The organism is Polaribacter sp. SA4-10, from assembly GCF_002163835.1.
Taxonomy (GTDB): Bacteria; Bacteroidota; Bacteroidia; order Flavobacteriales; family Flavobacteriaceae; genus Polaribacter.
The window spans coordinates 14,815-38,427 of sequence record NZ_CP019331.1 but is presented as its reverse complement, the minus strand read 5'-3'; the positions used below and the strand labels follow the sequence as shown (position 1 = coordinate 38,427).

At 29.0% G+C, this 23,613-nt stretch carries 26 protein-coding genes; 13 read left to right on the top strand and 13 right to left on the bottom strand.

Annotation, left to right across the window (positions count from 1 at the left end):
* Positions 1 to 2: 2 nt before the first annotated feature.
* Positions 3 to 563: an L-threonylcarbamoyladenylate synthase gene (locus BTO04_RS00195; RefSeq protein ID WP_232455917.1), complete on the bottom strand. Its 561-nt coding sequence runs from the start codon at positions 561 to 563 to the stop codon at positions 3 to 5.
* A gap of 93 nt (positions 564 to 656) precedes the next feature.
* Between BTO04_RS00195 and BTO04_RS00190 the strand changes: the two genes are divergently transcribed.
* Positions 657 to 1,460 carry an alpha-1,2-fucosyltransferase gene (locus BTO04_RS00190; RefSeq protein ID WP_087562570.1) on the top strand — a complete coding sequence of 268 codons (804 nt, stop codon included), beginning with the start codon at positions 657 to 659 and terminating at the stop codon, positions 1,458 to 1,460.
* A complete protein-coding gene (locus BTO04_RS00185; protein WP_232455916.1) occupies positions 1,457 to 2,203 on the top strand; it encodes a glycosyltransferase family 25 protein in 747 nt (248 codons plus the stop codon). The genes BTO04_RS00190 and BTO04_RS00185 overlap by 4 nt, the downstream gene beginning before the upstream one ends.
* A gap of 7 nt (positions 2,204 to 2,210) precedes the next feature.
* Here BTO04_RS00185 and BTO04_RS00180 read toward each other — a convergent pair whose 3' ends face one another.
* Positions 2,211 to 2,963: a glycosyltransferase family 2 protein gene (locus tag BTO04_RS00180; RefSeq protein ID WP_087562568.1), complete on the bottom strand. Its 753-nt coding sequence runs from the start codon at positions 2,961 to 2,963 to the stop codon at positions 2,211 to 2,213.
* A gap of 15 nt (positions 2,964 to 2,978) precedes the next feature.
* Positions 2,979 to 3,794, bottom strand: coding sequence for a 2,3,4,5-tetrahydropyridine-2,6-dicarboxylate N-succinyltransferase (locus BTO04_RS00175; RefSeq protein WP_087562567.1), 816 nt, complete (start codon positions 3,792 to 3,794; stop codon positions 2,979 to 2,981).
* Between the two features lie 117 nt (positions 3,795 to 3,911).
* Between BTO04_RS00175 and ruvX the strand changes: the two genes are divergently transcribed.
* The 5 genes from ruvX (at position 3,912) to BTO04_RS00150 (ending at position 7,193) form a co-directional block, all read left to right on the top strand.
* The gene (ruvX, locus tag BTO04_RS00170; RefSeq protein ID WP_087562566.1) at positions 3,912 to 4,322 is read left to right on the top strand and encodes a Holliday junction resolvase RuvX; all 411 of its coding nucleotides are present in this window, start codon (positions 3,912 to 3,914) and stop codon (positions 4,320 to 4,322) included.
* A 154-nt stretch (positions 4,323 to 4,476) separates the two neighbouring features.
* Positions 4,477 to 5,067 carry a peptide deformylase gene (gene def, locus BTO04_RS00165; protein WP_087562565.1) on the top strand — a complete coding sequence of 197 codons (591 nt, stop codon included), beginning with the start codon at positions 4,477 to 4,479 and terminating at the stop codon, positions 5,065 to 5,067.
* Positions 5,068 to 5,097: 30 nt separating this feature from the next.
* Positions 5,098 to 5,520, top strand: coding sequence for a DUF5606 domain-containing protein (locus BTO04_RS00160; protein ID WP_087562564.1), 423 nt, complete (start codon positions 5,098 to 5,100; stop codon positions 5,518 to 5,520).
* Between the two features lie 61 nt (positions 5,521 to 5,581).
* On the top strand, positions 5,582 to 6,361 hold the full coding sequence (gene mazG, locus BTO04_RS00155; protein WP_087562563.1) for a nucleoside triphosphate pyrophosphohydrolase: 780 nt from the start codon (positions 5,582 to 5,584) through the stop codon (positions 6,359 to 6,361).
* A gap of 106 nt (positions 6,362 to 6,467) precedes the next feature.
* Positions 6,468 to 7,193: a (S)-benzoin forming benzil reductase gene (locus tag BTO04_RS00150; protein WP_087562562.1), complete on the top strand. Its 726-nt coding sequence runs from the start codon at positions 6,468 to 6,470 to the stop codon at positions 7,191 to 7,193.
* A gap of 92 nt (positions 7,194 to 7,285) precedes the next feature.
* Here the strand turns inward: BTO04_RS00150 and lon are convergent, their stop codons facing one another.
* A complete protein-coding gene (lon, locus tag BTO04_RS00145; protein WP_087562561.1) occupies positions 7,286 to 9,760 on the bottom strand; it encodes an endopeptidase La in 2,475 nt (824 codons plus the stop codon).
* Between the two features lie 186 nt (positions 9,761 to 9,946).
* Between lon and BTO04_RS00140 the strand changes: the two genes are divergently transcribed.
* The 5 genes from BTO04_RS00140 (at position 9,947) to BTO04_RS00120 (ending at position 13,905) form a co-directional block, all read left to right on the top strand.
* Positions 9,947 to 10,900: a hypothetical protein gene (locus BTO04_RS00140; protein ID WP_087562560.1), complete on the top strand. Its 954-nt coding sequence runs from the start codon at positions 9,947 to 9,949 to the stop codon at positions 10,898 to 10,900.
* 101 nt (positions 10,901 to 11,001) lie between these two features.
* Positions 11,002 to 11,568 carry an RNA polymerase sigma factor gene (locus tag BTO04_RS00135; protein ID WP_087562559.1) on the top strand — a complete coding sequence of 189 codons (567 nt, stop codon included), beginning with the start codon at positions 11,002 to 11,004 and terminating at the stop codon, positions 11,566 to 11,568.
* Positions 11,558 to 12,082, top strand: coding sequence for a hypothetical protein (locus BTO04_RS00130; RefSeq protein ID WP_087562558.1), 525 nt, complete (start codon positions 11,558 to 11,560; stop codon positions 12,080 to 12,082). The genes BTO04_RS00135 and BTO04_RS00130 overlap by 11 nt, the downstream gene beginning before the upstream one ends.
* The gene (locus BTO04_RS00125; RefSeq protein WP_087562557.1) at positions 12,066 to 13,148 is read left to right on the top strand and encodes a hypothetical protein; all 1,083 of its coding nucleotides are present in this window, start codon (positions 12,066 to 12,068) and stop codon (positions 13,146 to 13,148) included. Before BTO04_RS00130 ends, BTO04_RS00125 begins: the two co-directional genes overlap by 17 nt.
* Before the next feature lie 22 nt (positions 13,149 to 13,170).
* Positions 13,171 to 13,905 carry a head GIN domain-containing protein gene (locus BTO04_RS00120; RefSeq protein WP_087562556.1) on the top strand — a complete coding sequence of 245 codons (735 nt, stop codon included), beginning with the start codon at positions 13,171 to 13,173 and terminating at the stop codon, positions 13,903 to 13,905.
* A gap of 97 nt (positions 13,906 to 14,002) precedes the next feature.
* Here the strand turns inward: BTO04_RS00120 and BTO04_RS00115 are convergent, their stop codons facing one another.
* Both BTO04_RS00115 and BTO04_RS00110 read right to left on the bottom strand, forming a co-directional pair.
* A complete protein-coding gene (locus BTO04_RS00115; RefSeq protein ID WP_087562555.1) occupies positions 14,003 to 15,178 on the bottom strand; it encodes a GlmU family protein in 1,176 nt (391 codons plus the stop codon).
* Positions 15,179 to 15,279: 101 nt separating this feature from the next.
* The gene (locus BTO04_RS00110) at positions 15,280 to 16,050 is read right to left on the bottom strand and encodes a choice-of-anchor V domain-containing protein (protein WP_087562554.1); all 771 of its coding nucleotides are present in this window, start codon (positions 16,048 to 16,050) and stop codon (positions 15,280 to 15,282) included.
* A gap of 254 nt (positions 16,051 to 16,304) precedes the next feature.
* Between BTO04_RS00110 and BTO04_RS00105 the strand changes: the two genes are divergently transcribed.
* On the top strand, positions 16,305 to 16,871 hold the full coding sequence (locus BTO04_RS00105) for an acyl-CoA thioesterase (RefSeq protein ID WP_198342086.1): 567 nt from the start codon (positions 16,305 to 16,307) through the stop codon (positions 16,869 to 16,871).
* A gap of 164 nt (positions 16,872 to 17,035) precedes the next feature.
* On the opposite strand, the gene BTO04_RS00100 is transcribed toward BTO04_RS00105, so the two are convergent.
* The 7 genes from BTO04_RS00100 to BTO04_RS00070 all read right to left on the bottom strand — a co-directional run bounded on the left by BTO04_RS00100 (position 17,036) and on the right by BTO04_RS00070 (position 23,477).
* Positions 17,036 to 17,905: a DUF5777 family beta-barrel protein gene (locus BTO04_RS00100; protein WP_087562553.1), complete on the bottom strand. Its 870-nt coding sequence runs from the start codon at positions 17,903 to 17,905 to the stop codon at positions 17,036 to 17,038.
* A 4-nt stretch (positions 17,906 to 17,909) separates the two neighbouring features.
* Positions 17,910 to 18,455 (bottom strand): YceI family protein, encoded by a 546-nt coding sequence (locus tag BTO04_RS00095; protein ID WP_087562552.1) that lies wholly within the window; start codon positions 18,453 to 18,455, stop codon positions 17,910 to 17,912.
* A gap of 12 nt (positions 18,456 to 18,467) precedes the next feature.
* The gene (locus BTO04_RS00090) at positions 18,468 to 18,881 is read right to left on the bottom strand and encodes a hypothetical protein (protein ID WP_198342085.1); all 414 of its coding nucleotides are present in this window, start codon (positions 18,879 to 18,881) and stop codon (positions 18,468 to 18,470) included.
* Between the two features lie 11 nt (positions 18,882 to 18,892).
* Entirely contained in the window at positions 18,893 to 19,246 is a 354-nt protein-coding gene (locus tag BTO04_RS00085; RefSeq protein ID WP_087562550.1) for a cytochrome c, read from the bottom strand.
* A 323-nt stretch (positions 19,247 to 19,569) separates the two neighbouring features.
* A complete protein-coding gene (carB, locus tag BTO04_RS00080; protein ID WP_087562549.1) occupies positions 19,570 to 22,425 on the bottom strand; it encodes a carbamoyl-phosphate synthase large subunit in 2,856 nt (951 codons plus the stop codon).
* A gap of 105 nt (positions 22,426 to 22,530) precedes the next feature.
* Positions 22,531 to 22,692, bottom strand: coding sequence for a 50S ribosomal protein L34 (gene rpmH / locus BTO04_RS00075; RefSeq protein ID WP_087562548.1), 162 nt, complete (start codon positions 22,690 to 22,692; stop codon positions 22,531 to 22,533).
* Positions 22,693 to 22,820: 128 nt separating this feature from the next.
* The gene (locus BTO04_RS00070; RefSeq protein WP_087562547.1) at positions 22,821 to 23,477 is read right to left on the bottom strand and encodes a hypothetical protein; all 657 of its coding nucleotides are present in this window, start codon (positions 23,475 to 23,477) and stop codon (positions 22,821 to 22,823) included.
* Positions 23,478 to 23,613 lie beyond the last annotated feature (136 nt).

The following is a 23,613-nucleotide window of genomic DNA, read 5'->3' as shown; positions in this document are numbered from 1 at the left end:
ATTTACGCTCTTATTACCTGAATTGTATTCCCATCAATTTTTAATATCGTTGATGATTTTATATTTACTTTATTTTGGTGCAAATTTACTACATAATCTACACCATCCAAAATTGGTTTACTTATTTCTGAAAATGATTTTGGAGTTGGTTCTTCACTTATATTTGACGATGTAGAAACAATAGGCTTTCCAAATCTTTTAATTAATTTTCTACAAAACTCATCTTGTACAATTCTAATTGCAATGGTATTATTACTTGCAATTGTGTTTTTTGCAAATCCTTTTGGATTTTGATAAATAATTGTTGTTGGTTTCTGTGTAGATTTTAAAATACTTAGCGCTTTACCTGGTAATGAAACATATTTTTTAAGCATATGTATAGAACTTACCAAAACAATTAAACTTTTACTTTCTGCTCTGTTTTTAAGTTGAAAAATCTTTGAAACAGCTTTAAGGTTTGTCGCATCACAACCAATTCCCCAAACAGTATCCGTTGGGTACAAAATTATTTTACCTTTTAATAAATATTGATTCGTATTTGAAATTTCTGATAACATTTTCATTTATCAAACTTTAAGTTTGTTTAAGTATTGCTATTTATTTGTATTTTTGCGATGAGCACAAAAATACTATATTTTTAAAGAAAAAAACTAAAAATGATTACTGTAAGAATAGTTGGTGGTCTAGGAAATCAAATGTTTCAATATGCATATGCAAAAGCTTTAGAGCAAAAAGGATATGCTGTTAAAATTGATACAACTAAATTTAAAAAATACAAATTACATGGCGGATATCAATTAGATAAATTCAACATCGATTTAAATTCAACTTCATCACTACCAAGTATTTTATCTAAAATTGGAATTGTAAAATCAATAAAAGAAAAAAATTTATTATTTGATAAACAACTAACATCTTTAAGGGGAAATAAATATGTTAAAGGATATTTTCAAACAGAAAAATATTTCAATGAAATAAGAGCCGTTTTATTAAATCAATTTATAATAAAAAACAGTATTTCAGAGGATACTAATAAAGTAGCAAAAACTATTTTTTCTTCCATAAATAGCTGTTCACTGCACATTAGAAGAGGAGATTATATTTCTGATAAAAAAGCAAATAGTGTTCATGGAACATGCGCTTTAGAATACTATGAAGGTGCCATTAAAATAATGAATGACACTTATAAAAATAGCACCTTTTTTGTGTTTTCTGATGATATTCCTTGGACCAAAGAAAACTTAAAAATAGAAAATGCCTTTTATGTTGATACTAAAACCATACCACATGAAGATATGTATTTAATGAGTTTATGCAAAAACAACATTACTGCTAATAGTAGTTTTTCTTGGTGGGGAGCTTGGTTAAATAAAAATCATACTAAAACTGTAATAGCACCAAAAAACTGGTTTGTAAATAAAGAAAATGAAGTGGCTTGCGAAAATTGGATAAAATTATGATATCATACGAAGTATATTACATAAATCTAGACAAAAGCGTTAATCGTAAGAACTTCATGGAAGATCAATTTAAAAAATTGAATATTCCAATTACAAGAATACCTGCTGTTTATGGTAAGGAATTAGACGAAAATTATTTAAAAAAAGAAAAAAGTAAACACAATGTTTTAGCCCACTTTCCCTTTCCAAATGATGGAGAAATTGGTATTTGCTTAACACATTTTAAACTTTGGAATTTTCTCTCGACACAACCTGAAGACTTTTCTATTGTTTTAGAAGATGATGCTTTAGTTCATGAAGATTTTTTTAAAGATTTAAACGCGCTTTTAGATGAGATTAACGTTGATGATTTTTTAGATATTTCAGGCAAAAAAGGTTTTTATTCATTAGAAAAAAATGAATTGCTAAATACATTTTTAATTCCTCCAGTTTTAATGATTGGTCAAATCATTGGTAAAAATGCGGCTAAAAATTTATCAAAAAATTTAAGTGCTTATTATGCTCCAATAGATGTAATGAAACAGGATGTTTACAAACATAAAGTGAAATTATATTCTACAAATAAACAATATGTTGTTAGTATTGATAAAGAAATGGGAGGAAGTACCATTCAACAAAATAATATGATTATTTGGAAGAAAGTAATTAGAGAAATTATTCGTCCGTTTTGGCAAATAGTTACACTTTTCACCTTTAAATTAAATAGAGGTATTAGAAATTATGCTTTTTATAAAAGAAATTAACTTTCCTTTATTCCTTTATTCCTTTATTCAATAACCATAACTTAATATATCTGGTTAAAACACCATAAGCTTGTGTTTTTGCAACCAAAAAACCAGTAAATCCATCTAAAAATCCAAGGCGTATTATATAATGGATAAAAAATCTTGCAGCTGGCTTTATCATTACATGGTAAATATTTACTTTATTTCCTTTTTCATGTAATTCACTTGCTCTTATAGTAGCATAATGATTCATTTTAGAAATATAATGATCATAATTTCTATAAGAAAAATGGTCTATTTTATGCTTAAAGAACCCTAATTTACCTTTGGTTAAAATTCTTTCATGTACTAGTCCTGTATATTTACAATGCTCTCTTAAAAATAAACGAATTACCTTATCTCTTTGAAAACCACTATAATCAACTCGTTTTCCGCAGAAATAAAAAGTTCTTCTTACAAAGAAGCCAACAAATTCTTTTGGGTCTTTTACAGCTTCTAATATTTCTTTTTCAACTTCTGTTGTTACACGCTCATCCGCATCTAATATATAGATCCAAGAATGTTTGGCCTGATCTATTGCAAAGTTTTTTTGAGAAGAAAAATCATCAAACTTACGTTTGATGATTTTCACATTATAATTACTTGCTATTTCTAGCGTTTTATCTGTACTATAAGAGTCTATAACAATAATTTCATCTGCAAATTTAACAGATTCGATGGCTTCCTTAATATGGATTTCTTCATTTAAGGTAGGTATAATAGCAGTAATTTTTGTCATAGTATACTAAAAATATTAAACAGCTACATCGTACTCACGAAGTGCATCATTTAAAGATGTTTTTTTGTTAGTACTTTCTTTTCTTTTCCCAATAATTAATGCACAAGGAACATTGTATTCACCCGCTGCAAATTTCTTAGTGTAACTCCCAGGAATCACTACAGATCTTGCAGGAACTCTTCCTTTCATTTCTATAGGTTCATCACCTGTTACATCAATAATTTTTGTACTCATAGTAAGCACAACATTTGCACCAAGTACTGCTTCTTTTTCTATTCTAACTCCCTCTACAACAATACACCTAGACCCAATAAAGGCACCATCTTCAATAATTACTGGTGCTGCTTGTAAAGGTTCTAAAACTCCACCAATTCCAACGCCTCCAGAAAGGTGAACATTTTTACCAATTTGAGCACAACTACCTACAGTTGCCCAAGTATCTACCATTGTTCCTTCATCTACATAAGCACCAATATTTACATAACTTGGCATTAAAATAGTTCCTGGTGCTATATATGCTCCATGCCTTGCAACTGCATTTGGCACAACTCTAATTCCTCTTTCTGCAAAGTTTCTTTTTAGTGGAATTTTATCATGATATTCAAAAATACCAGCTTCTAAAGTTTCCATTTTCTGAATTGGGAAATATAGAACCACTGCTTTCTTAATCCATTCATTAACTTGCCAACCATCTGCTGTTGGCTCAGCAACCCTTAATGCTCCTTTATCTAGTAAATCTACTACTTTTCTAATCGTGTTAATCGTTTTTTCTTCTTTTAATAAATCACGATTATCCCAAGCAGACTCTATAATTTCTCTAATATCTTTCATCTTAATTATTTAATTCCTGCAAATATAAATCTAACATTAAATATGAAGGCGAATATACGTTTTTTAAACAGATTACAACTTGTTGTTTAATTTCGTATTTTTGCAAAAAAAAATAATTTGGGAAGAGTTTTAGCTATTGATTTTGGAAAAAAAAGAACAGGAATTGCCGTTACTGATGAAATGCAAATTATTGCATCTGGTTTAACAACAATAGGCACAGATGAATTACTTCCTTTCTTAAAGGATTATATCTCAAAAGAAAAGGTTGATTTATTTTTAGTTGGAAAACCTAAACAAATGGATAATTCTGATAGCGAAAGTGAAGCTTTAATTATTCCTTTTTTAAAAAAATTAGCCAAAGCGATTCCTCACATACCTATGCAAAGAGTTGATGAACGTTTTACTTCTAAAATGGCTTTTCAAACAATGATTGATAGTGGTTTGGGAAAAAATAAACGAAAAAATAAAGCATTAGTTGATGAAATTAGTGCCACAATTATTTTACAGTCGTATTTATACAATCAATAACTTGTGTAATTGTTTAAAAATTTAATTATGTAAGCTTGCTTTTTCAACTTTAAAAAGTCAAAAAATTAATATACACTCAATTAAATTCCTAATTTTAAATTCGTAATTCATATTTCTAAATTGTATTTTTGCAATCGTTTTTAAATAAAAATAAATGATTTTACCTATTATTGCTTATGGAGATCCTGTTTTACGTAAAGTAGGCGTGGAAATCGATGCAGATTACCCTGAATTAGAAAAGTTGATTACCAACATGAAAGAAACCATGTACAATGCTTCTGGTGTTGGTTTGGCTGCTCCTCAAATTGGAAAAGCAATTCGTTTATTTATTATAGATGCTTCGCCTTTTGCTGAAGATGAAGAATTATCTGAAAAAGATAGAGAAGCTTTAAAAAACTTTAATAAAGTTTTTATTAATGCTCAAATAGTTGAAGAAGAAGGTGATGAATGGGTTTTTAATGAAGGGTGCTTAAGTATTCCTGATGTTAGAGAAGATGTTTTTCGTCAACCAAAAATAACAATAGAATATCAAGATGAAGATTTTAAAATTCATACTGAAATTTTAGATGGTTTAGCAGCAAGAGTATTTCAGCACGAATATGATCATATTGAAGGAATTTTATTTACAGATAAACTTTCAACTCTTAAGAAGAGAATCATAAAAAAGAAATTAGAAAATATATCTAAAGGGAAAATTAATGCAGATTACAGAATGCGTTTCCCTAATTTAAAAAAAGGAAAATAAGTCTACATAAGAACTTAAAAACATACTAAAATGGAATTTAATAAAATTATATCAGTTACGGGTAAACCTGGTTTATACCAAGTAGTTTCTCAATCTAAAAACGCAATTATTGTTGAGTCTTTAATTGACAATAAAAGACTAGCAATTAACACTACACAAAACGTAAGTTTGTTAGAAAATATTGCAATTTACACCTATGAAGAAGATGTGCCTTTATTAAACATCTTTAAATCTATGTTTGAAAAAACAGAAGGTAAAGAAGCAATTTCTCATAAAGAAAGTGCTAAAAAATTAGAAGCATTTTTCACTGAAGTTTTACCAGATTATGACGCTGAAAGAGTTTATACTTCTAATATTAAGAAAGTAATACAATGGTATAACTCTTTAGTAAAATCTGGAATGGATTTTTCAAAAATTGAAGCTACAACAGAAGAAGTAGAAAGTGAACAGTAACAGTTTGCAGTTTGCAGTTTGCAAAATAAATACTCTTCAACTTTAAAACTTCAAAAAAAAAATGAATTCTAGAGAAAATCAGCTAAAAGCTTTTAATCGGTTATTGGATATTATGGACGAACTCCGTGAAAAATGTCCATGGGATAAAAAGCAAACCTTAGAATCTTTGCGTCATTTAACGATAGAAGAAACTTATGAATTAGCCGATGCAATCTTAGAAAACGATTTACAAGAAATAAAGAAAGAATTAGGCGATGTGCTTTTGCACATCGTTTTTTATTCTAAAATTGGTGCTGAAAAAAATGCTTTTGACATTGCGGATGTTGCCAATTCTATTTGTGATAAATTAATTCATAGACATCCACATATTTATGGAGATGTTGTTGTAAAAGACGAAGCTGAAGTAAAACGTAATTGGGAACAACTAAAGTTGAAAGAAGGAAAAACTTCTGTTTTAGAAGGCGTTCCTATAAGCTTACCTGCTGTTGTAAAAGCTAGTAGAATACAAGAAAAAGTTGCTGGCGTTGGTTTTGATTGGGAAGAACCTCAACAAGTTTGGGGAAAAGTTCAAGAAGAACTTTCTGAGCTAAATGAAGAAATTAAAGCTGGTAATATAGAAAACACCGAAAAAGAATTTGGTGATGTACTTTTTTCTATGATTAATTATGCTCGTTTTATTGGTGTAAATCCAGAAAATGCTTTAGAAAAAACAAATAAAAAATTTATCAATCGCTTTCAATATTTAGAAAAAGAAGCAAAAAAAGAAGGCAAAGAACTTTCTGATATGTCTTTAACTGAAATGGATGTTCATTGGGAGAATTCGAAAAAATTCTTTAAATAAGTTTTCTTTCATTTAAAAATGAGCTTTTTTAAGCGATTTAGAAATCTCCTTTTCACTAATAACTTTCACACTTTGTACTAAAATGACATTTTAGTATCTTTACTTAATGAATATCTTAATTATTACTGGAGGAAGTAAAGGAATTGGTAAAGCTTTGGCTGAAAAATATACTTCAGAAAAGTACCATGTTTTTTCGATTGCCAGAAGCCTTTCTAATTCAGAAAAATTTACAGAAATTAAAGCAGATTTAAGTGCTATTAAAGAAGTACCAAAAGCACTGAAAAGCATATTTAATCAAATTGATAAAGAGCGTATTTCTTCAATTACGTTACTAAATAATGCAGGAAGATTAGGCGAAATTTCCACTTTAGAAAACTTAGATCCAGAAGATATTGCTAAATCTATTCAATTAAATACCACTACTCCACTTGTTTTATCTAATCTGTTTATAAAAGAGACTCAAAACTGGAATTGCAAAAAACAAATTATTAATATTTCATCTGGCGCAGCAACAAAACCTTATGAAGGCTGGAGTGTTTATTGTACATCTAAAGCGGCGTTAGACATGACAACAAAAGCAATTGCAGCAGAACAAAGTGAAATTGAGAATGGTGTAAAATGTGTAGCAATTTATCCTGGAGTTGTAGACACTAATATGCAGAATCAGATTAGAAAAACTAATAAAGCTGATTTCAAAAATGTACAACGTTTTAAAGATTTAAAAGAAAATAACGAATTATATTCTTCCGAATTTGTTGCAGAAAAGATCTACAGTATTGATATTGAGAATCAATTACAAAGTGGAGATATCATTGATATTAGAAATTTTTAAAGACAGCTAAAGGCAAGTTTAAACTTACCAAACTGTGTTTATTGCAATTAAAAAAAGCAGCCAATTGGCTGCTTTTTTTTTAAAAAACTTACTTACACTAATTTCTTAGCTTTTTTTACTTTTTGCTTTGTTACAGCAAGATCAATAACTTCACTCATTTCAGAAACATAATGAAATGTTAATCCTTTTAGGTAACTTTCTTTAATTTCTTCAATATCTTTTTTGTTATCAATACACAAAATTATTTCTTTAATATTTGCTCTTTTAGCAGCCAATATTTTTTCTTTAATTCCACCAACTGGTAATACTTTTCCTCTTAGCGTAATTTCACCTGTCATTGCTAAATTACTTTTCACTCTTCTCTGTGTATATAAAGAGACTAAAGACGTTAACATTGTAATACCTGCACTTGGCCCATCTTTTGGAGTTGCGCCTTCTGGTACGTGAATATGAACATTGTACTTATTTAAAATGTCACCATCAATTCCAAATTCATCTGCATTTGCTTTAATGTATTCCATTGCAATGGTTGCAGATTCTTTCATCACCTTACCTAAATTACCGGTAATTGTTAAAGTACCTTTTCCTTTAGATAAAATTGATTCAATAAACAAAATATCTCCTCCAACTTGTGTCCATGCTAAACCTGTAACAACACCTGCTACACCATTATTTTCATATTTATCTCTTTCTAATCTTGGAGCTCCTAGAATTGTTTCAATCATTTCTGATGAAATTTTTACATCATATTCTTCTTCTAATGCAATAGATTTTGCTGCAAAACGAACCACTTTAGCAATTTGTTTTTCTAAACCTCTAACACCAGATTCTCTTGTATAACCTTCAACAATTTTTTCTAGTTGTGGTTTTCCTATTTTTATATGAGCAGAAGTTAAACCGTGTTCTTTTATTTGTTTTGGTAATAAATGTCTTTTGGCTATTTCTATTTTTTCTTCAATTGTATACCCAGATACATTAATAATTTCCATTCTATCACGCAGCGCCCAAGGAATTTCTCCTAAATTATTTGCTGTTGCAATAAAAAGCACTTTAGATAAATCATAACCAACTTCTAAGTAATTATCATAAAACTCAGTATTTTGCTCTGGATCTAACACTTCTAACATTGCAGAAGAAGGATCTCCTTGATGGCTTTGTCCTAATTTATCAATTTCATCTAAAACAAAAACTGGATTTGAACTTCCTGCTTTTTTCAAATTCTGAATTAATCTACCAGGCATTGCACCAATGTATGTTTTTCTATGTCCTCTAATTTCTGCTTCATCACGTAAACCTCCTAAAGACATACGTACATATTTACGTCCTAAAGATTCTGCAACAGATTTTCCTAAAGAAGTTTTACCAACTCCTGGAGGTCCATATAAACATATAATTGGAGATTTCATATCGCCTTTTAGCTTTAAAACTGCTAAATGCTCTATAATCCTTTCTTTTACTTTTTCTAATCCAAAATGATCTCTGTCAAGAATTTTTACAGCACGTTTTAAATCGAACTTATCTTTGGTATATTCTCCCCAAGGAAGCTCTAGCATTAACTCTAAATAACTTCTTTGAACTCCATATTCTGCAGCTTGTGGATTCATTCTTTTTAAGCGAGACAATTCTTTTACAAAAGTGTCTCCAACTTCTTTCGTCCACTTTTTTGTTATTGCCTTCTGGCGCATTTCTTCTAACTCTTCGTCATTAGAAACACCTCCTAATTCTTCTTGAATTGTTTTTAATTGCTGATTTAAATAATATTCTCTTTGTTGTTGGTCTAAATCTTCTCTTGTTTTAGACTGAATATCATTTCGCAATTGTAATTTCTGAAGCTCTTTATTTAAATTTTTTAATGCTAATAAAGCACGTTCTTTTAAATTATCCTTTTCTAAAATTAATTGCTTTTGAGCAACAGATAAATCCATGTTTGATGAAATAAAATTCACCAAGAAAGAATCTGATTGAATGTTTTTAATTGCAAATGAAGCCTCTGAAGGTAACATTGGGTTTTCTTTAATAACCTCTAATGCTTGCTCTTTTATAGAATCTATAATTGCTCTAAATTCCTTTTCATCATCTACTGTTTTATCATCTACCGCTTCTTTTACAGTTGCTTTTAAATAAGGTTCGTCTTGAATAACATTTTCAATTTGGAAACGTTTTTTACCTTGAATAATAACAGTTGTATTACCATCGGGCATTTTTAAAACACGTAATATTTGAGCTACAACACCTGTTGTGTGAATATCCTTTAAACCAGGTTCTTCTACATCTTCATTCTTTTGTGCAACTACACCAATTACTTTATCTCCTTTGTTTGCATCTTTTATTAACTGAATAGATTTATCTCTACCAGCTGTAATAGGAATTACAACTCCAGGAAATAAAACGGTATTTCTTAAAGGTAAGATTGATAATGTTTCAGGAACACTTTCCTTGTTTATTATCTCCTCATCTTCTGGCGTCATTAATGGAATTAACTCCGAATCTTCGTTTAACATATTTTGAAGCGACAAATTGTCCATATGCAATACTTTTGGTTTACTCATTTTCTTTATATCTGTCATACTGACATTTAATTTCAAAAAACTGAAATTAACATCAATTATTATATTTTTAATTCACTGATAGTCAATTTAATAAAACCTACCTAACAAACTATCTACTATAAGAAACCAATAGTTGTGCCATTGATAATTAGATTGTAAATACTTCATTTTTTTTTATCATTTTTGCAATTGAAAATAAAAAGTATGTCTAAAATTAAAATTCTTAGTTTACAGTATAAAGGTTGGAAAAATACCATTGAAATTTCAAATCTGGATATTAAAATTCTGGTAGTTCCTGAAATAGGGAGAATTATATATTATGGTTTTACAACGGGTGAAAATATATTTTACGAAAACCAAGAACTAGAAGGAACTATATTTAATACTGGAGCCTATTTTAAAAAAGACCATAAAATTCAGGCTCCAAATGTAGGTGGAAACAGAGTTTTACCTTGCTCTGAAGAGTATTTTAATACTATAACAGGTAGCAGACATGTGCCAGATCCTTATATAAATGCGAGTCCATATAAAGTTTCATACTTAAAAAATGGCGTTATTTTAGAAAGCCCAATAAGTAAAATACTTGGTATACAAATAAAAAGAACGATTACCATCTCTGAAACTGGAACTGCTGTTAAGATTGAACAAGAATTGACTAAAATTAAATCTGCAAAAAACACAGCCTTAGAAAAAATACCGCTTACAATCTGGAGCTTATCAAAAATTAAAACACCTAATATTAGTTATTTACCAATTGATAAAAAAAGTATTTTTAATAATGGGTATTTAATACCTGTATGGCCCGATGCTAAAAATTATGCAGCGATAAATGTGACTGTAAAAAATTCTATTTTAGAATTAAAATCAACAGATAATTCGCCTCAAAAAGTAGGCTCAGATTCTAAAAAATGGGTTGCTGGTTACTTAGAAGAATCACTATTTATAGAAGAATTTAATTTTGAAACTATTTATAAAAATTCATACCCAGACAAGGGTACTTCTGTAACTATTTTTGGAAATGATTTATTTACTGAATTAGAATGTTTAAGTCCAGAAAAAACATTGAAAATTGGAGAAAAAATAAATTATGATTTGAATTGGAGCTTGCATAAAGTAGCTAATAAAAATGAAGCTTTTAAAATATTACGCAGTCTTTAAAAGAGCTCATTTTTTTATTTCATATTTAAAAAGTGTATTTTTATTATTAGAAAAGTGTCACAAATTAAAAAGTAATTTGTCTCTAGTATAGAAACGTTTTATTGGAAACTAATCAACCACATATAACCAAACTTATAGAACGCTGCAAAAAGTCAGATAAAAACGCGCAGTTAGCTATCTACAAAGCTTATTACAAAGCAATGTATAACACTGCATATCGTATTTTAAAAGATAATTTTGAAGCAGAAGACATTATGCAAGAAGCGTTTTTAACAGTTTTTACAAAAATGAATACCTATAAAGGTGAAGTCACTTTTGGTGCGTGGTTAAAAAGAATAGTAATCAATAAAAGCTTAACACAGTTAAAAAAGAATAATAGATATCAAGAAGTAAAAATGGAAGTGATTACTAATGATGAAGTTGAAGAAGAAGCTATTGATTATTCTGGTTTAAAAGCCAATAATGTGTTGCGTTGTTTACAAGGTTTAAAAGAAAATTACAGACTGGTTTTGAACTTACATTTAATAGAAGGGTATGATTATGAAGAAATTGCTCAGATTTTAGAGTATACAAACGAAAATGTTAGAACAACTGTTTCTAGAGCAAAAAAGAAATTAAAGCAAATTTTACTTGCACAAAATATACAAACACAAGAATATGGAAGATAAATTACAACAATTTTTCTCTAAAAATGAGTTCGACTTTCAAGAACCTAATTCTAGACATTTAGAGCATTTTGAGCGCAAGTTAAATCATCCTAAGAAAATAAATAAAACTTCTTGGAAATGGCTAAGTGTAGCAGCATCTGTAGTTTTAATCTTTGGTTTTTGGCTGGGTAGTAAGCATCAAAAGAGTCAAATGGATTTAGCAGATGTTTCTCCAAAAATGGAAGAAGTTCAAAGTTATTTTGTTTCAACGATTCATCAAGAGTTAAAAAATTTAGAAAAAAATAGAAATTTAGATACAGAAAATGTTATCGAAAATGCTTTAGAGGAGTTAGAGGAATTAGAAGATAACTATAAAACATTTGTAACAGAACTTACAAATAACGGCAAACAAAGAAAAATTATAAATGCAATGATAAAAAACTATCAAAGACGTTTAGAAGTTTTAGAAAACACAGTAAAACAAATTGAACAAATAAAAAACCCTAACCTTTTAAACGATGAAATCTATATATAAAATTATACTTTTTGCGCTATTTATTCCTTTAGTAGCTTTTGCTAATAAAGATAAAAAGAAGCATGAAAAAAGCAGAACAATAAAAAAAGAATTCTCTGTAAATAAAGATGCAAAAGTATCTTTAAATAACAGATATGGAAATTTAAACATTACTACTTGGGATAAAAACCGTGTAGAAATTGAAGTTACAATTACTGTAAAAGGGAATGATTTAGATGCTATTGAAGACAAAATTTCTAGTATAAATATCGAGTTTAATGCCAGTGCTTCTTATGTTGAAGCCAAAACTATTTTTGGTGAAAAAAAAAGCAATTGGTCTTGGTGGGGGAAAAGTAAAAACACCAACTATCAAATTAATTATGTTGTTAAAATGCCAGTAACTAATTCTGTAGACTTAGATAATGACTATGGAAGTATTTATTTAGATAATTTATCTGGGAAAGCTGATATTAATTGCGATTATGGAAAAATTTCAATTGGAGATTTATCTGCTTCCGATAATAATATCAATTTAGATTATTGCTCAACTTCAAATATAAATTATATGAAAAGTGGAGATCTAAATCTAGATTACTCTAAACTTACAATAGAAACTTCTCAAGAAATAAGTATAAATGCAGATTATTCAACTATAAAATTAGAAAAAACAAAAAATGTAGCTTTTAATACTGATTATGGTTCTATAGATATTGGTGATGCAAATTCAGTTAGAGGGAATTCTGATTATGTAAGCATGAAATTTGGTACGATTAGAAAAAATTTAAATATAGACGCAGATTATGGATCTATAGCTATTAAAGAGTTAGTAAAAGGCTTCGAAAATATTACTATTTCTACTCAATATACAGGCATTAGAATTGAAGTAGCATCGGATGTGGTTTTTAATTTTGAAATAGATTTACAATATGCAGGTTTTAAAAGAGATGATGATAAAATGGCTATTTTTAAAAGCATTACTAAATCTACAAAGAAATATTACGAGGGTAAATATGGTAAAGGAAACACGAACTCAACTTTAAAAATTAAATCTCAATATGGTGGCGTAAGCATTAAAGAGAAGTACTAATAGTCAATCAAAAACTAATATTATGAATAAGAAAATACTTTTAACTGGCTTAATTTTAACAATCACATTTGCAGTAAATGCACAAGATTGGTGGGGAAATAGTGAAAAAATAAAAGGGAACGGAAAAGTTGTTACTGTCAAAAGAACAACTTCAGATTATGAGGGTATAACTGCAGGTGGTTCTTTTGATGTTATTCTTATAAAAGGAAAAGAAGGTGAAATTTCTATTGAAGGTGAAGAGAATATTATTCCTTTTATAGAAACTGAAGTTTCTGGAAATAAACTTAAGATTAACTACAAAAAAAACACAAATATTAGAACTACAAAAAGAGTAACTGTTACTGTTACCTTTTCTGATATTAGAAGCATAAGTTTAGGTGGTTCTGGTAATATTTCAAGTGAAGACCTTATAAAAAGCACCGATTTTAATGTACGTTTAGGAGGTTCTGGTAATATTACTTTAAAAGTAGATTCAGACTCTTTAAGAGCTTCTATTGGTGGGTCTGGTAATATTGACTTGTCTGGTAACACAAATGAATTAAATTGTACTATTGCTGGCTCTGGAGGAATTAAAGCCTATGAATTAAAAACAAATGAAGTTCGTGCAAATGTTGCAGGTTCTGGAAGCATTAAAACGACTGTAAAAACTAAAATAAAAGCAAATTTAGTTGGCTCTGGAAATATTTATTACAAAGGAAATCCTAAACATATAGACAGTAAATCTGTTGGTTCTGGAAGTGTTGTAGACAGAAATTAAAAAGTCTTCTACTTTATCACAAAAAGAAAAGTAAAAAAACCTTAAAATGAAAATTCATTTTAAGGTTTTTTTACTTTTAAAAGTTTGTTTCTAAGACTTAATAATTTCTATATTGTTTTGTTTCTTCAAAAATGTGTTCAAGAATTTTTTGTTCTTTTTCGTCAAAAATGATACTCCTACGTTTCATAACTACAGTAGCAACTTCAAAAACTTTATCGGTTTTATATTCTGTAAAACCAGAAGCTCCTCCCCAACTATAAGAAGGGACAAAATTACGTGGAAATCCACTACCAAAAATATTGGCACTTACACCAATAACAGTTCCTGTATTAAACATGGTATTAATTCCACATTTAGAATGATCTCCCATCATTAAACCACAAAACTGCAAACCCGTTTTTGCAAAACGACCTGTTTCATAATCCCATAGTTTTACTTCAGCATAATTATTTTTAAGATTAGAAATGTTTGTATCTGCTCCTAAGTTACACCATTCTCCTATCACAGAATTCCCTAAATAGCCATCATGTCCTTTATTAGAAAATGCAAATAAAACAGAATTACTCACTTCTCCTCCTACCTTACAATGAGGTCCTAAAGTTGTAGCTCCGTATACTTTTGCGCCCATTTTTAAAACTGAATTTTCACACATTGCAAACGGACCTCTAACAGATGAGTTTTCCATAACTAAGGCATCTTTACCTATATAAATAGGGCCCGTAGAAGCATTTAAATTTGCAAAAACAACTTCAGCACCTTCTTCTATAAAAATATTCTCTTTGTTAATACATCTTGTTCCTTCAGGTATAGGTTGAGATGTTCTTCCTTCTGTAAGAAAGTTAAAATCTTCCTGAATTGCTTTATCATTTAAAGAAAAAATATCCCAAGTGTTTTTAATTTGAATCAATTCTTCTTCAAACTCAATCTGAGTATATTCATCAAAATTTACTTCCTCTTGAGAATCAGTAGTAAAAAAAGCAATAACATCTTCCCCTTTAAAAATAGCTTCGTTTTCTGATAAGTTTTTAACCTTTTCTACCAAATTTTCAGTTGGACAGAATGAAGCATTAATTAAAATATTTTCTTCCAATTCTACCATTGGATATTTTTCTTCTAAATATTCTTCTGTAACTGTTGTAGTTGTTAAGCCTAAATGTTTTTCCCATTTTTCTCTTATGGTTAAAATACCTACTCTAATATCTGCAACAGGTTTTGTGTATGTAAAAGGTAATAACGAATTTCTAACATCGCCATCAAATAATATATAGTTCATTTTCGTGTATTTTGTAGCATTACAAATTTACTTTAAATAGTGCATAAAAAAAACCGATTGCTACAAATACAATCGGTTTTAGAAAAATTTGAATTAAAAATTTATTTTTTGATAAACTTTTGGCTTCCTATTTTATCATCCGTAAGGACTTTTATAATATAAACACCAGAACTTAAGTCTTGTACATTAATTTTACTATTAGAAATTGATACTTTATCAGATAATGACAATCTTCCTAAATAATCATAAAATTCTACTGTAGCTCTCTCTGAACCAGAAGGTAACTGAAATGTTACGTTTTCTGATGATGGGTTTGGATACACATCAAAGTCTAAACGTTTTACATCTGAAATGCCTAAAACTCCAACAGCCGTATTTGCAAGAACAACTTGATCACCAGAAGTCCCTCCATTACCATTTGTTGCATTTACTGCTGTATAAAATGTAACACTTCCTTCATTTGTTGCTGGCGATTTCCAAGTAAAAGACCAATCTCCAGTAGTTGAAGGACTAGATTGTGTAATTCTTTGTCCAGTTACTCTAGATCCAGAACCAGCCACAAAAGAACCTACTTTAGTGTCAGAACCATTTTCAGCAGTTAGTTGAAATCCTAATTTTGAAGAAGATGAAGTTGAGTTTACTGTTATTGTATAATCAGTATTTAAATCATACCCAGCTGCAGGTATATTTGTTGTAATTGATGCTGAAGCCCCAAGGTCTGCGTTACCAGCATGACAAGCTGTACAACTAGCACCTCCATCACCAGGAGAGCCAGAGCGGCCATCATCTCTACCACCCGAACTTGAAATTAATAAAAATGCTGAAAAAGGAATCATCAATAATAATAATTTAAAAAAGTAATGTTTTTTCATAAGTCTTGATTTTATTTTTTTTAGTTAAGATTCTTTTTTATTGATAAATTCTTAATATTTATTATAAAAGTTTAAATTTAATGAAATAATCTATCAATTTCAAAACAAATAAAACAAATATTAATGCTTTATTAAAATAAAAAGGTGGTAAAAACGGAAATAATGAATTTTTAAAAGAAATATTTTTAGTTAAAAACTATTCCTTTTTAGTGATTTTTAAACTCATCGAAAAAAAAGAATTGTATTTTTGAATTATGGATGAAATAAAAAATAAATTTAAAAATATTCGTGAATCTCAAGTTACAATCACCCAGTTAATGTTACCATCACATTCTAATTTTAGCGGAAAAATACATGGAGGTCATATTTTAAATTTAATGGATCAAATTGCATTTGCTTGTGCTTCTAAACATTCTGGCAATTATTGTGTAACAGCTTCTGTAAACAAAGTAGATTTCTTAAACCCCATAGAAGTAGGTGAATTAGTTACTATGAGTGCCTCTATAAACTACACAGGAAGAACCTCTATGGTTGTTGGTTTAAGAGTAGAGTCTGAAAATATTAGAACTGGTGAAAAAAAACATTGTAATTCTTCTTATTTTACGATGGTTGCAAAAGATGAAAATGGAAAAAGTGCTCCAGTTCCGGGAATTATTTTAACTTCTAAAAATGAAATTAGAAGATTTGCAAGAAGTATTAAAAGGCAAGAAGAAGGAAGAAATAGAACCTCTCGATTTAGTAGTAAAATATTTAAAGCTGATGATTATCTTCATTTATTTGAAAACAGTAATTCTAAAATCATTCTTTTAGATAAACACTAAATAATCAAAATTCAATCGTTATATTTAAACAGTCACACATAAAATAATGACATGCTGAATAAATATTACAAAAATGAATAATTATAAAAGTATTATTTATCGCTTATTGGCTTTTATTTTCTAAAAAACAATCTTCAATCTTCATCAAAATTATATTTTAAGAATTAAAAAGTTCTTGAAATATTAAATCCAAAGTGGATATCTCCACCAAAGAAATTACCTGTAGTTTCTGAAATAAAACTTTTTTCAATCATAGTAATTGCATTCGATAAAATAAGTTGAAAAACATGTCCTCCGGTTTCTATATCTATACCAAAAGCCAAAGAATTTCTTGCATTAATAGATTTAGACTCATCAAAAGCATAATAATACTCGCCGTTTATAGAGACTCTTTTACTTACTTTTATGCGGCTTCCAAAGCCAACTGCAAAAATATCATGAGGATCTGCATCAATTTTTACAGTATTTCTGTGAATATAAGTAGGTGTTATTTGATATGAAAAAGATTGACTAACTTTTCTGGCAATTAGCACCTGCCCAACATAAAATAAACTTTCAGCAAATGTTCTTTTGTCTGCTGGATCATAATCTTTTAAAGTTTTTACCGCCATACTTCCAAAAAGTGATACCGCAAAAGGAAATGATTTTTCTCCTTTCTTTTGTTTTAACCAACTGTATTTTAAAAAACTATCATACGTTTTTTCAAAACTAGATCTACCAAAACCAGCGGTTAAATTATCATTTAAACCATATTCTAGAGAAAACCGAATGTTAGATTGATCTAACCCAAAAAGCTCATCAAAACCTAAGTTTATTCTTCCGAATCTATGAGAGATAATAAACTCTAACTCTTTGTCTTTTCTATTTTCAATTGAATGGCCGTTTATAATTCGTGTTCCTTTAAAAGTTGCAGTAACAATATCTTCTGCTTTATTTTCGGATGTTTCATTGTCTAAAATATCTAACAAATCATCCTGAGAAAAGATATGAGAACTTATAGAAATTAAAAAAATGGCTAGTAGTAACTTTTTCATAATATTATTTCTTGTAAGGTTTGTGATTAAAATTAAAACTCACTTTTATTTTTTTGGCAATATTTTTAGCCACCACAGCAGGAATTTCTATATTAAATTCATCTAAGGCAATAATAAAATCTCCATCTACCAATATCGTTTCTTTTGTTTTCATAAAACTTGCATCAATTGTTATTTCTTTTGAAACTCCATGAATTGTTAAAACTCCCTTTACTTCCTGTTTTGTTGTAGCTTCTTTAATTGCATTAAAATTTAAAATAGTTCCTTTAAAAGTTGCTTTTGGAAACTTGTCTGATTCCACATAATTCTCGTTAAAGTGTTCTTGCATTAATGCTTTCTTAAACATAAATGATTTCATTAAAATAGAAATTGCCATTTTTCCAGAAGAAGCATCAATAATACTTAAAACTTGATTATTATCTGCTTTAATATCTTCCAATGGCATTTTTGAATAAAAAGTAATGCCTCCATTTTTAGTTAAATATCTTTCTTGACTATTAGATACTGTTACAAATATAAAACAGCAAAAGAATGTTATTAGAGTTTTCATAGTTGATTGATTTTATTGATTAATAAATTCGCATTTCACTAGAATTACGTCCATTAAATAGCCTGTACAAATTCCTTTTACCACAATTATTTGTAATTCTTGTAATCTACTAATTTTTCTACTAGCCTCTTCGGATAGGTGACAAAGTACACTACCAAAATCGTCATTTGTTTCTATAGTAATAATTCCTTTTTCAATATTTATTTCAGAAACAACTCCTTTTACTTCAATAATTTTGTCTAAATATTTTAAATTTGCTGAATTTTCATCCGAAGAAAAATCGTTTAAAATTTTATCTGCAGTAATAGAAATATCAGCTGATGCTTCTTCAACATTTACATGTGGTTTGTTATATATTTTATAGGCAATAAAAGCTCCAATAATTACTAAAGCAAGAATTCCAATGATGATTTTTTTAACCTTCATAATTTCTAATATTAGTTGTTTAATGCTCCATTATCAACCCAACAGCTAATCGCATTAATTTCATCATTAGTTATTGCGCTTCCTTGTGGCATTCTTCTACTAGATACTTCTGCTTTTACAATACTAGCATTTGCACTGATACCATTATAGGTGGTTAAATTAGGGGAATTACCTGCTGAACTATGACATTGAACACAATTATTATCTATTATAGGTTTTATACTTAAAGTATACGTAATCGTTTCGCAAGGAGAATAACCTCCATCATCTATAATTTCTTCTTCAACATTTGTTAAACAAGCACTACATAAAATACTTATTAATAGTATAAAAAAATAATTTGTAAATTTTAAATTGCTTTTCATAAACGTTCAATTTCTATTTGTTCTCTAAAGTAAGTAAAATAAAAAGTTTGACAAACTATGAACCTCTATAAAAGGGAGTAAAACTGATTAAAAAGAAAAAAAAGAATTGAAAAGTAACTCAGTTTGTCTCTTTTATTAACAAAAATGAAACTACATATTTAACCATTATTTAAATTCTGAAGTCTTATTTTTAGTTATAATTATTTCATCTGAAGCTTTAGATTGCAACAATATTTTAAGTTGACTATTGCCATATTTTATTTTCCTATAACAAAAAAAAGCGACCAATTTGGTCGCTTTTTTAATCCTATATAAATTGTATACTATTTATTCAAGTACATTTTTCTTCTTGAATATAAATTGTAGAACTCATCATCTTTTAAACTATCTATAAATAAGATACTTTCTCCTGTAGATTTCATTTCTGGTCCTAATTTTTTATCAACATTAGGAAACTTATTAAAAGAAAATACAGGTTGCTTAATTGCATACCCTTCTAACTGAGGATTAAAGTTAAAGTCTGTTACTTTATTATGACCTAACATTACTTTCGTTGCATAATTTACATACGGTTCTTTGTATGCTTTTGCAATAAAAGGCACTGTTCTAGAAGCTCTAGGATTTGCTTCAATAATATATACGATATCATGTTTTATCGCAAACTGAACATTAATCAACCCAACCGTTTTTAATTCTCTTGCAATTGTATGTGTATGATCTTTAATTTGTTGCATTACTAAATCACCTAAATTAAATACAGGTAACATCGCATTAGAATCTCCTGAGTGAATTCCACAAGGCTCTATATGTTCCATAATTCCGATAATATACACATTTCCATCAGCATCACATATTGCATCTGCTTCGGCCTCTATGGCGCCATCTAAATAATGATCTAACAATAATTTATTACCTGGCATTCTCCCTAATAAATCAACAACATGTTCAACAAGTTCTTCTTTATTTATCACAATTTTCATTCCTTGTCCTCCTAAAACATAAGAAGGTCTAACTAAAATCGGGAAATCTAATTCATCTGCTAACACCAAAGCTTCATCTGCAGTTTCTGCAATTCCGAATTCTGGATATGGAATATTGTTGTCTTTTAAAAGCGTAGAAAAACTACCTCTATCTTCAGCTAAATCTAAAGCTTCAAAGGAAGTTCCTATAATTTTAATGCCGTATTTAGTTAATTTTTCCGCTAATTTCAATGCAGTTTGTCCTCCTAATTGAACAATAACTCCTTCTGGTTTTTCATGACGAATAATATCATAAATATGTTCCCAAAAAATAGGTTCAAAGTATAATTTATCAGCAGTATCAAAATCTGTAGAAACCGTTTCAGGATTACAGTTAATCATAATTGTTTCATAACCACATTCTGCAGCTGCTAAAACTCCATGAACACAACAATAATCGAACTCAATTCCTTGTCCTATTCTATTTGGGCCAGAACCTAAAACAACTATTTTCTTTTTAGGGGTAACAATACTTTCGTTTGCAATAATAATTTCGCCGTCTGCAGTTTCAATTTCATTTTCGAAAGTTGAATAATAATAAGGCGTTTTTGCTTTAAATTCAGCAGCACACGTGTCTACCAATTTAAAAACACGTTGTACTTTTAATTCTTCTCTCTTTGTATATACCTGACTTTCTAAACAACGCAACATGTGCGCTATTTGTCTATCTCCGTATCCTTTTTGTTTCGCCTCTAACAATAAGTCTCTTTCTATGGTATCAATTGTATATTTAGAAATTTCTTTCTGCAATTGAAATAATTCTTCATATTGCTTTAAATACCACATATCAATTTTTGTGATATCATGAATCTTGCTCAAAGGAATACCGATAGCAATGGCATCATAAATAGCAAAAACACGGTCCCAACTTGCATTGGTTAACTTCTCTATAATTTGGTTGTAATCTGTGTAGCCTTTTCCATCTGCACCTAAACCATTTCTCTTAATTTCTAGAGACTGTGTTGCTTTGTGCAATGCTTCCTGGAAACAACGTCCAATTCCCATTACCTCACCAACAGATTTCATTTGCAATCCTAAAGTTCTATCTGATCCTTCGAATTTGTCAAAATTCCAACGAGGAATTTTTACAATCACATAATCTAACGTTGGCTCAAATAAAGCGGATGTAGATTTTGTAATTCCGTTTTCTAATTCATCTAATGTATAACCAATTGCTAATTTTGTAGCTACTTTAGCAATAGGATATCCTGTTGCTTTAGACGCTAAAGCGGATGAACGAGAAACACGTGGATTAATTTCGATAGCAATAATATCTTCTTTTTCATCTGGTGAAACTGCAAACTGAACGTTACATCCACCTTCAAAATCTCCAATAGAACGCATCATGTGAATTGCCATATCACGCATTTTCTGAAACGTTTTATCAGAAAGTGTCATTGCTGGGGCAACTGTTATAGAATCTCCAGTATGAATTCCCATCGGATCCATATTTTCGATAGAACAGATAATTACAACATTGTCGTTTTTATCTCTTAATAATTCTAATTCGTATTCTTTCCATCCCATCATTGCTTTATCAATCATCACCTCATGTATTGGCGATGCTTCTAAACCGAAACTTAATAACTGGTCAAAATCTTCTGGCTTGTAAACAATAGATGCTCCTGCACCTCCTAAAGTATAAGAAGATCTAATAACTAATGGAAAACCAAATTCTTGGGCAATTTCTTTACCCTTTAAAAATGATGTTGCTGTTGCTTGAGGTGCCATTGGCACACCAATTTTTAACATTAGTTCTCTAAACTGTTCTCTATCTTCAGTAACATTAATAGCGTCTATATCTACACCTATTAATTTTACATTAAAATCTTCCCAAATTCCCTTTGCATCTGCTTCAATACATAAATTTAATGCAGTTTGCCCACCCATTGTTGGCAAAACAGCGTCAATTTGTGGATGCTCTTTTAAAATTTGAATAATAGATTTTGTTGTTAAAGGCAGCAAATAAATATGATCAGCCATTGAAGGGTCTGTCATAATAGTTGCAGGATTTGAGTTAATTAGAACAGTTTCGATTCCATCTTCTCTTAAAGAACGTAAGGATTGTGAACCCGAATAATCAAATTCACAGGCTTGTCCGATTACTATAGGTCCTGAACCAATAATTAAAACGGAGTTAAGGTCTTTTCTTTTTGGCATGTCTAGTTGTGTGTTATATTAGTTTACAAAAATAGTTAGTGCTTGGGTATAAAAAAAGGTGTTACTTAAAAAAGTAACACCTAATATATTAACAATTGTTAATCATTATCTTTTATGTCTAGTTTCTGAAGAAACAGAAACTTTTGTTCTTCCTTTTGCTCTTCTACGTGCTAAGACTTTTCTACCGTTAGCAGAAGCCATTCTTTCTCTGAAACCGTGTTTGTTTCTTCTCTTTCTCTTTGATGGTTGGTAAGTTCTTTTCGGCATTATATGTATTTTTAAAAGTCTTGTGTATTAATATTTATTACTTAACAATTTTCACCTTGTTAAAAGCGTGTGCAAATATACAACTGTTTTTATTTTTGACAAACACTATTTCAAAAAAAAATAAAAAATTATTCAATTCTGCTAAAAATTCTTTTAAAACACTTTTTGACCAACTGTTCTTCACTTTTATAAGTTGATATTTTTGTGTCTTTTTCATAACTATTTGTATCAAAATTAAAGTTCTCCTTGTCATAAACAGCACTTTTACATCTCATATCTATTAAAACATTGTGATTTTTAATATCAAAAATTTTAAGAAAGACAACAGAACCGGCTAATAAACCTGATCTATATTTTAATGATTCATATTTTGGATTATTATTAATTTGATTAGGAATCAATATTTTAGATAAAATAATATAATCTAAATCTGTTGTTTTTTGTAAAAGCTCAATATTCTCTTTTGTAAGATCATATTCTATTGTGAAAGGAAAGATTACTTTATGATCTGTAGTTTTATAATTTTCTCTAGTCAACGTATTATGCCCAACCTTCTTAGAGAAAAAATTTAATAAATGTTCATTATAACCATCGCTATTTAACGCATTATAGTTTAGTTGAGTCGTATTTAGTAAATAGCGGGAACTATTATTATAATCTAATTGTGTATTAAACCATAAATTCTCTAAACTAAAATTTGCTGGTTTACGTTGAAATACTTTTGGAAAAATAATAGCACAGCTTGATAACATTAAAACACTTAATAAAAGTAATTTTTTTTTCAAAATTATATTTTTTATTTTGTCTCGTCCAAAACCATGCCACTTATATTAACTTTAAAATTGAAGTAACTTTTGAAGTTATAAAAAATAAATACCTCTTTTTATTTGACAGAAAATTTAGAGTTAGTACTTTTGCCCA

Coding starts and splice junctions, on each gene's coding strand:
- BTO04_RS00195 (WP_232455917.1), bottom strand. CDS start 563: ATGAAAATGTTATCAGAAATTTCAAATACGAATCAATATTTATTAAAA.
- BTO04_RS00190 (WP_087562570.1), top strand. CDS start 657: ATGATTACTGTAAGAATAGTTGGTGGTCTAGGAAATCAAATGTTTCAA.
- BTO04_RS00185 (WP_232455916.1), top strand. CDS start 1,457: ATGATATCATACGAAGTATATTACATAAATCTAGACAAAAGCGTTAAT.
- BTO04_RS00180 (WP_087562568.1), bottom strand. CDS start 2,963: ATGACAAAAATTACTGCTATTATACCTACCTTAAATGAAGAAATCCAT.
- BTO04_RS00175 (WP_087562567.1), bottom strand. CDS start 3,794: ATGAAAGATATTAGAGAAATTATAGAGTCTGCTTGGGATAATCGTGAT.
- def (WP_087562565.1), top strand. CDS start 4,477: ATGATTTTACCTATTATTGCTTATGGAGATCCTGTTTTACGTAAAGTA.
- BTO04_RS00160 (WP_087562564.1), top strand. CDS start 5,098: ATGGAATTTAATAAAATTATATCAGTTACGGGTAAACCTGGTTTATAC.
- mazG (WP_087562563.1), top strand. CDS start 5,582: ATGAATTCTAGAGAAAATCAGCTAAAAGCTTTTAATCGGTTATTGGAT.
- BTO04_RS00150 (WP_087562562.1), top strand. CDS start 6,468: ATGAATATCTTAATTATTACTGGAGGAAGTAAAGGAATTGGTAAAGCT.
- lon (WP_087562561.1), bottom strand. CDS start 9,760: ATGACAGATATAAAGAAAATGAGTAAACCAAAAGTATTGCATATGGAC.
- BTO04_RS00140 (WP_087562560.1), top strand. CDS start 9,947: ATGTCTAAAATTAAAATTCTTAGTTTACAGTATAAAGGTTGGAAAAAT.
- BTO04_RS00130 (WP_087562558.1), top strand. CDS start 11,558: ATGGAAGATAAATTACAACAATTTTTCTCTAAAAATGAGTTCGACTTT.
- BTO04_RS00125 (WP_087562557.1), top strand. CDS start 12,066: ATGAAATCTATATATAAAATTATACTTTTTGCGCTATTTATTCCTTTA.
- BTO04_RS00120 (WP_087562556.1), top strand. CDS start 13,171: ATGAATAAGAAAATACTTTTAACTGGCTTAATTTTAACAATCACATTT.
- BTO04_RS00115 (WP_087562555.1), bottom strand. CDS start 15,178: ATGAACTATATATTATTTGATGGCGATGTTAGAAATTCGTTATTACCT.
- BTO04_RS00110 (WP_087562554.1), bottom strand. CDS start 16,050: ATGAAAAAACATTACTTTTTTAAATTATTATTATTGATGATTCCTTTT.
- BTO04_RS00105 (WP_198342086.1), top strand. CDS start 16,305: ATGGATGAAATAAAAAATAAATTTAAAAATATTCGTGAATCTCAAGTT.
- BTO04_RS00100 (WP_087562553.1), bottom strand. CDS start 17,905: ATGAAAAAGTTACTACTAGCCATTTTTTTAATTTCTATAAGTTCTCAT.
- BTO04_RS00095 (WP_087562552.1), bottom strand. CDS start 18,455: ATGAAAACTCTAATAACATTCTTTTGCTGTTTTATATTTGTAACAGTA.
- BTO04_RS00090 (WP_198342085.1), bottom strand. CDS start 18,881: ATGAAGGTTAAAAAAATCATCATTGGAATTCTTGCTTTAGTAATTATT.
- BTO04_RS00085 (WP_087562550.1), bottom strand. CDS start 19,246: ATGAAAAGCAATTTAAAATTTACAAATTATTTTTTTATACTATTAATA.
- carB (WP_087562549.1), bottom strand. CDS start 22,425: ATGCCAAAAAGAAAAGACCTTAACTCCGTTTTAATTATTGGTTCAGGA.
- rpmH (WP_087562548.1), bottom strand. CDS start 22,692: ATGCCGAAAAGAACTTACCAACCATCAAAGAGAAAGAGAAGAAACAAA.